Raw genomic sequence first — 8,012 nt, forward strand, 5'->3', positions numbered from 1 at the left:
AGGGGGAAACTAATTATTGTAATACTTCTCGGTTAAGAGGGAAATAGGAAATAAAAAACCTTTAACCCTTACCCTTTGCCCTTTTCCCAAAACCCGATTCCGAATTAAAAATGCTTAACCGAGAAGTATTGCTAATTATTGTAACTCTGCCCAAATTCCTTGACAGCGTTCCATAACTAGCCCTTGAAAAATTGATTGAGTTGATGGATGAATGTCTATTTTGTACAGATAGAAAATACCTGTAGGACTTTTAAGGTTTAACTCTCTTCGGGTAAGAGATAATGCTTGTGTCCGATGGAGTTCAACGGCTTGGAGTAAACCTGGATAACTCAAATTACGTAAAGCTAATTGACCTTTTTTAGTGATATATATAGCATCACTTTGAAAAAGATGTTCTAAGCTTATAAGGCTAGCATATACATCCGTATCTTTTTCTATGCCTCCTAAACGGTGAGCATCTAAGCCAAAGCGAATGCAAAAATTGACAGCTACCAACTTCCCAGCTTCTTGAGCAGGTAAAATGCAAGCTGCAAACTCAAACCCTAAACTATCAGATCGCCATTCTTCTACACCAGCATAGGCATAGTTTTGGAAGAGATTATGCTTTACTTTGAAGTCAAATCCTAAACCACTAGCATGTCCTGCTTCATGAACTTGAGTATCTATATGGCGATAGCGTTCACTATTGATTTCGTCTTCTAAGGGGCCTAATAGTAAATTTGCTGTTTCATGTTCAAATACTTTTTGAATGCATTGGCGACTAGAACCTAAAAAACGTCGTCGCTGCTCGCTTGCATTGTTTAATGCTGGGCCACAAACACTGTTAGGAAATGACCATCCATTTGGGACGATGAAGGCTTCACTAATTTCACCACTGACATTACCGCAACTAGCAATTTCGGTAAAAGAAAGATTCCTTGGAATTGGTTGGCTTAGGGTTCCAAATTTTTCGCGACTCAGATTTTCTAATTGTTCAATAGATGGCTGAGAGTTATCGTGCATTTTGCCGTAAATTGCACTTAAAGTTACCTGGCTTTGGCATTGTCGATTTATTTGGTAAGGTGCGATTATCAAGAAATAACCATTTTTACCAATAAAATCCATATTAATAAAGCCTTCAGACAAGATACTCCAATCGTTATTTTCTAAAGCATCTGCTGTATTGAGTAGCCAAGTTGGAGGAAGTTCACAAGAGTTTTTCGCCTGTTGACGCAGTTTTTTGACAGCAATGGCAATTTCATCTTGCTTAATATATTGAACTATTTGTTTGGCTAATTCTTGTTTATCTGCAAATATTATTGTCATTTTTTACACCTAATATTGAAATTAGCTGGAGTCCGAAATTATGTTATCTTTTGCTCTATTTATGCTTCAAAAGTTTGCTCGTTTTTCGGTAAAAGCATTAGTAAACGCTAAATTTTTACCCATTTCAACACCTTGGAGTCTTTGTTGTAGCGGTAGGTAAAGCCATCTTTGCCAGTAGTGGACTTACCAAGGCTTGCTCTACTTCTAATACTGGCAAGGGAATAGTCTGTTAATTCCTGCATTTCTTTATGAGAAAGCCCTGCAATTGTGCCTGTTATTGTCCCTAGTTCGGGTGGATTTTGGGATTGATTATTGGGTAAAACATCTATGATGATTTCAGTATTTTCAGGAGGATTAGTGGCTATTTCTGTCGCTTTTTGACGCCGATAATCCTCCACGGTAACAAGTTGCCAACTAGAATCTTGTGATAGTTCTAAAACCCATTGATGATAATTAAACAAACTTTCTCGATGTCCAACACTGATAAATGTTGTTTTTGTCTCTCGTAACTTTTGATATAAGCTCTCCTCGTTATCCAAATCCAAAGCACTTGTTGCTTCATCTAATATAGTGAAGCTAGGATGAGTAATTAATAATCGGGCGAATGCAAGGCGTTGTTGTTCTCCCAAGGAGAGTATATTTTCCCAAGGAACCTCTGTATCGAAACCATCGACTCGACTAAGCAAGTTTTGTAGATTAACTTGTTGTAAAACTTCTTTGAGTTCTCGATCGCTCATGGGACGATTTGTATGAGGATAGAGTAACTGTTCGCGCAGAGTTCCCAAAATTATATAAGGACGTTGGGGCAAAAATAAGACTTGTTCTAAAGGCGGTCGCACCAGACGACCAGTTCCCGCATTCCATAAGCCAGCGATCGCTCTTAACAGAGAACTTTTACCTCGACCACTAGGCCCAACAATTAATAAACTTTCTCCCGATTCAACAGAAAGTGATAAGTTTTCGACAATCACCTGCTCATAGTTGGGCGTTTGTAAGGTGACATGCTCAAAAGCAAGATGGTTTTCTTCTATTGTTTTAATAGTACTGACATTTTCGGGTTGCTTAGTTACTTCTTCTAAAGAATTTGAAAACTCAGCTAAACGATCAACGTAACTAGAAAAGCGTCCTGAAGTACCAAATTCATTTATTAATTGTCCCAGAGCAACAGCAAACATATTACAAGCTAAAGCGGCTTGTCCTAGTTGTCCAAAATCAATTTCGTCTCTAATATATAAAGGCGCGAGTACTAAAAAGGGAAAGATTTGGATAACAGATTGATATCCTCTGCTAAAAATTTCTGTACCTCTTTCCCAACTTATCTTGCGTTCCGTGTTGTTAATCAGATTACTAAATCGGCGTCCAATTATATTTAATTCTTGTTTTTCTCCCTGAAAAAAAGCTATCGATTCAGCGTGATTCCGAACATGAGTCAAGGAATAATTGTATTCAGCTTTAAATTCAAGTTCTTCTTGATTAATTTTACTCAATGTTTGATTTAAGTAAACAGCAATAAAATTACCTATGATCGTATAAGCAAGTAGAACAACAGCGATTTGTTGGGAAATAGACCAGACAATTATTAAAAAAGTTGTCATTTCCAGTACTTTTTCTAAAAAAGTAGCTGAAAAACTCAAAGCACTATTGGTAACAGGTTCAATTTCTTGAGATAAGCGTTGATCTGGGTTATCAAGATCGGCTTTAAAGTTAATTTTATAATAAGCACGATTGCTCAAATATTTATCTAAAATATGATTGTTTAGCCATTTGTACCAATCCAGAGCAATTTTTTTTCTGACGAATTTAGAAAATCCTACTAACAGGGTTACTAAGACTAGCCCAACAATATTAACTGCTAAGGTATTAAGGAACTTATCATAATCTCTGTCTTGAATAAGACTATCGACCAAATAGCGACCAACAAAACTATTAAAAGCAGTTACGCCCACAAGCCCGATTATTAGTAATATCAGAAGAATAAGCATTCCCCAGGCGCGAAGAACGTCTGGAAATGTTCTATCACCGGGCTTTGTTGGATACCAGTAAGGGCCTGCGATCGCTTTTACATCTTCCCAAAATTGAGTAAAACTTGAAAAAGCATTTGTTATGGGTTGAGCTTGAACAGCTTGGGTTGGCATATTTTAGAAATAAATTGAAATCTTTTATAATCAGATTTAGCACTTTTTAGTACTGAATAATCAGTGATAAGGATCTTTGTACTTATAGCGGTTCTCGATAAGCGTGAAGTACAATTTTGACCTCTCTCCAAACCTCTCTCCTTGTAGGAGAGAGGCTTTGAATTGTTCCCCCTTCCCGCCTTCGGGAAGGGGGTTAGGGGGTTAGGTCTATTTACACACATGTACCTCATCGAATTGAAAATGGCTATAGTTTGCTGATGCTTGCTGGATGCAAGCTTTCAAGCGTTCGGCTAAAACCTGGACATGGGGTTCAGCCATAATCGTGATATGGTTACCTAGCACAAAATCGATATCCACTGGTTCGGTACAAAACTCGCTCCAGCCCAAGGATAAATCCTGTGAAACCTCAGCATTTAACTCACTATTAGGGTCTTCTGGCATATCCTCGTTAGCTCGTAGAATCGTAAGTTTACCCGGATAAATCTGTTTTGGTAGATAATCAACTAGACATAAACAGCTAGTTTTATAAGCTTGGACGATATTTTTCAGCTGCGTAATTTCAGCATTAGGAGCCAACATATTAGCCATTTTAAAATAGTGTAAAACGTATTTTAGTTGCTCCTCCATAGTCAAGGTTTGGAGAGTATCGTAGGAAATATCTACGCTTTTTTCTAAATAAAGTTCTATTCCTTTGCTCACCTCCGCTAGCCACATTGCATCATCCCAATTAATATAATCAATCAGCATTTGCTTATCCTTATAAGTCGGTGCTGAAGAATCAATTATCGCCAGCAATGCAACTTCATGTCCCTGAGCAACTAGCTGTTGGGCCATTTCAAAAGCGACGTTACCACCATAGGAATGTCCTCCCAAAAAGTATGGGCCTTGGGGCTGCACAGCTTGCATTGCTTGAATGTAAATACTAGCCATATCCTCAATACGAGTAACTGACTCTAAGTCACTATATAAATCATTTTGAAAACTGTATAACGGTTGATCTGCTCCTAAATAACGTCCTAAGTGATAGAAGTAAAAAGGCCTGCCACCTGCTCCGGGAACGCAGAAGAAAGGCAAGTTTGAACCGTTTGGTTGAATTGCTACCAAACAAGACGAATCAGGGTCATCTGCGCCTTTTTGTACAATTGTCGCCAACTGTTCAATAGTTGGATTTTGAAAAATGTTGGTTAAGGTGACATCTTTACCAAGCTGCTGTTTAATTTGAGTCATTAAGTAGGGAGCTAAAAGGGAATGACCACCAAGGTCAAAAAAGTTATCTTGTACTCCCACTTTGTCAACTTTCAGAATCTTTGACCAGATTTGTACTAGTTGCAGTTCTAATTGGTTACGAGGTTGAACAAATTTGTCTAAGTTGCTGGTGTTAGAAGGTGCTTTCAAGGCGCGGCGGTCTACTTTTCCATTGGGAGTTAGTGGTAAGGACTCCAACATCACAAAAGCATTTGGCACCATATATGCAGGTAGTTTCTTAGCAAGGAACTGACGCAGAACGCTTACTGTGGGTGTCACCTGTGGGTGCGGCACGATGTAAGCGACTAACCGCTTTTCACCTGGGGTATCTTCGTGGGCAATGACGCAAGATACCTGCACATTTTGATGTTGGCTCAGTACGGCTTCAATTTCTCCCAACTCAATGCGGAAACCACGAATTTTTACTTGGTTATCGATGCGTCCCAAGTATTCGATATTGCCGTCACTCAAATAGCGTGCTAAATCCCCAGTTTTATAAAGTCGGGGACTGGGGACTGGGGATTGGGAACTGGGGATTAGGGGCAATGGGGATTGAGAATTAGGAAGAATTTCTGCCCCTCTGCTTCCACCGAATGGATTGGGGATGAATTTCTCTTGTGTTAACTTTGGTCGGTTGAGATAGCCGCGTGCCAATCCTGCACCACCAATATGCAATTCTCCTGGCATACCCACGGGCACTGGTTGTAGATATTCGTCTAAGATGTGGATTTGGGTGTTAGCGATCGCTCGGCCAATGGGAATTGACTCTATGGTTGCGTCAATCTGTCTAGGGATAGGGTGACAACAAGTAAAAGTCGTGCTTTCTGTCGGCCCATACCCATTAATGATTTGCGTAAATGGCAGAGCCGCCAAAGCTCTCTGAACGTGAGCAACTGAAAGGGCTTCCCCACCAATTAGTAACTGTTCAATTCCTGACAGAGCTTTTTCATCATCATCAATTATGGAGTTAAATAAAGCAGCCGTCAGCCATAAAATCGTAATGCCGTGTTTGTGAATTTCATCCCTGAGACTTTTAGCGGTAGGAATACTTCCTGGGAAAAGAACGCATCTAGCACCATGTAATAAAGCTCCCCAAATCTCAAAGGTGGAAGCATCAAAAGAAATTGGGGCTAACTGAAGAAATCTTTGGGTGGTATCGAGATGAACATAATTGACGCCAAACAACAGACGGTTAACGCCACGGTGAATCACTTCAACTCCTTTCGGCTGACCTGTAGATCCTGATGTATAAATCACATAAGCCAAATTAGTTGCTTGCACATCCGCGATACCTACGGTAAACTGCGCGATCGCATTATCCTGATTACATTGGTCAATCAAGGGCCAGTCAGTGTCTAAACAAACAAGCTGTGCTTGATGTTGTGGCAGTCTATTAACAAGTTGCTGCTGAGTTAGCAATACTGAAACTTGAGCATCTTGAAGCATGAATTGTAAGCGTTCTTGGGGATACTCTGGGTCAAGTGGCAGATATGCTCCACCCGCCTTGAGAATTCCTAGTAGTCCCACAATCATTTCTAGCGATCGCTCTACACACAACCCGACCAGTACATCTACTCCCACGCCCAAGGAGCGCAAATAGTGCGCCAACTGGTTAGCACGACTATTCAACTCACCATAAGTCAGTTGTTGATTTTCATACACCACCGCCACTGCATCGGGTGTCCTCTCAACTTGCTTCTCAAATAACTGATGGATACACAAATCCTGGAGATAATCGACTTGAGTATCGTTCCACTCCACCAACAATTGATGTCTTTCTGCTGAACTCAATAGTGGTAATTCAGAAATTCGCATTCTGGGATTTGCGACAATTGCTTTGAGTAAAGTTTGAAAATGTTGGCCGATGCGAGTAATTGTGGTGGCATCAAATAAATCAGTGTTATAGCACCAAACACCCTCCAGACCTCCTGGATTTTCCCAGTAGTTCACTTCCAAATCAAATCTGACTTTGACATCAAGTGGTAACGGCACATTCTGGATAGTTAAACCTGGCAAATTAGCAGAAGATTGTGGCGCATTCTGGAGGGAAAACATTACTTGTACCAGGGGATTACGACTCAAATCTCGGTCTGGCTGTAACTTTTCCACCAACATTTCAAAAGGCAAGTCTTGGTGGGAGTATGCTGACAACGTGGTTTGCCGCACTTGCGCTAAGAACTCAGCAAAGCTGGGGTTTCCAGACAGATTGCCCCTTAATGGTAGGGTATTAGCAAAAAACCCCATTAGCTGTTCGATCGCTGGACTGTTACGGTTAGCGATCGGAGAACCAACAACAATATCTGACTGACCACTGTAACGAGAGAGCAAGACCAAAAAAGCTGCCAGTAGGGTCATAAATAAGGTTGTGTCTGACTCCTGGCTCAATTGCTTGAGGCATTGTGTGAGGTCGCGATCCAGTTGAAAACACTCAACTCCACCTTGAAAGGTCTGAACTGGGGGACGTTTTCGATCAGCAGGGAGTTCTAGTACTAGAGGCGCACCTGCTAATTGTTTTTGCCAGTAATTGAGTTGGCGCTCAAGAACTTCGCCTGTGAGCCACTGGCGTTGCCAAACTGCAAAGTCGGCGTATTGGATAGGTAATTGGGCTAGTGGGTTGGGTAATCCTTGAGTGAAAGCTGCATATAACTGAGATAACTCACGGAAAAAGATGCTCAAAGACCAGCCATCGTAGATAATGTGGTGCATCTTCAACAGCAGTACATACTCCTGGGAATTCAGTTGGAGTAAGGTGAATTGTACTAATGGTTCAGCAGCCAGATCGAAAAGCTCGGATGCAATGGACTTGGCTATTTGTCGAATTTGCTCAGTTTGCTCCTCGGTGGACAACCCCTGCAAGTCATGGATTGGCAAAGTTAAGGCAGTGGGAGGGGCAATTAGCTGGATCGGGTTTCCGTCTACTGTGGGAAAAGTGGTTCTTAATATCTCGTGGCGGCGAATCAGTTCGCTGAGGCTCTGCTCCAGTGCCCCAATATTGGGCGAACCGTCTAGTCGCAGAGCTTCCAGCATATTGTAAGCAGTACTGTCGGGTGATATCTGGTGGATAAACCAGAGCCGCTGTTGGGCAAAAGACAGTGGTAGCTTACCATCCCGTAGTACGGGTTGAATGGACAACTGCTCGGAGACTTTAAGCTGCTTTGCCTCTTGTAATAATAAAATCAGGTCTGTTTTGCGCTGGGCGATTTCTTGGCGCAGGGTTGGAGTTAACGCTCCTTCAGGCGCATGACAGCGCAAGCGATCGCCATCGGTTTCTAGATTAATACTTAAATTTCTGAGTTGACAAAGAAAATCAAATGTGCTGTTAGTCAT

The 8,012-nt window shown here is 41.3% G+C and carries 3 protein-coding genes; all 3 read right to left on the bottom strand.

Annotated features, from left to right (window positions below):
• Positions 1 to 135: 135 nt before the first annotated feature.
• The 3 genes from HUN01_RS12190 to HUN01_RS12200 all read right to left on the bottom strand — a co-directional run bounded on the left by HUN01_RS12190 (position 136) and on the right by HUN01_RS12200 (position 8,012).
• Positions 136 to 1,305: a DUF6014 family protein gene (locus HUN01_RS12190; protein ID WP_181931492.1), complete on the bottom strand. Its 1,170-nt coding sequence runs from the start codon at positions 1,303 to 1,305 to the stop codon at positions 136 to 138.
• 107 nt (positions 1,306 to 1,412) lie between these two features.
• The gene (locus tag HUN01_RS12195) at positions 1,413 to 3,440 is read right to left on the bottom strand and encodes an ABC transporter ATP-binding protein/permease (protein WP_181931493.1); all 2,028 of its coding nucleotides are present in this window, start codon (positions 3,438 to 3,440) and stop codon (positions 1,413 to 1,415) included.
• A 207-nt stretch (positions 3,441 to 3,647) separates the two neighbouring features.
• Positions 3,648 to 8,012: a non-ribosomal peptide synthetase gene (locus HUN01_RS12200; protein ID WP_181931494.1), complete on the bottom strand. Its 4,365-nt coding sequence runs from the start codon at positions 8,010 to 8,012 to the stop codon at positions 3,648 to 3,650.

It is taken from the genome of Nostoc edaphicum CCNP1411 (assembly GCF_014023275.1).
GTDB lineage: Bacteria > Cyanobacteriota > Cyanobacteriia > Cyanobacteriales > Nostocaceae > Nostoc > Nostoc edaphicum_A.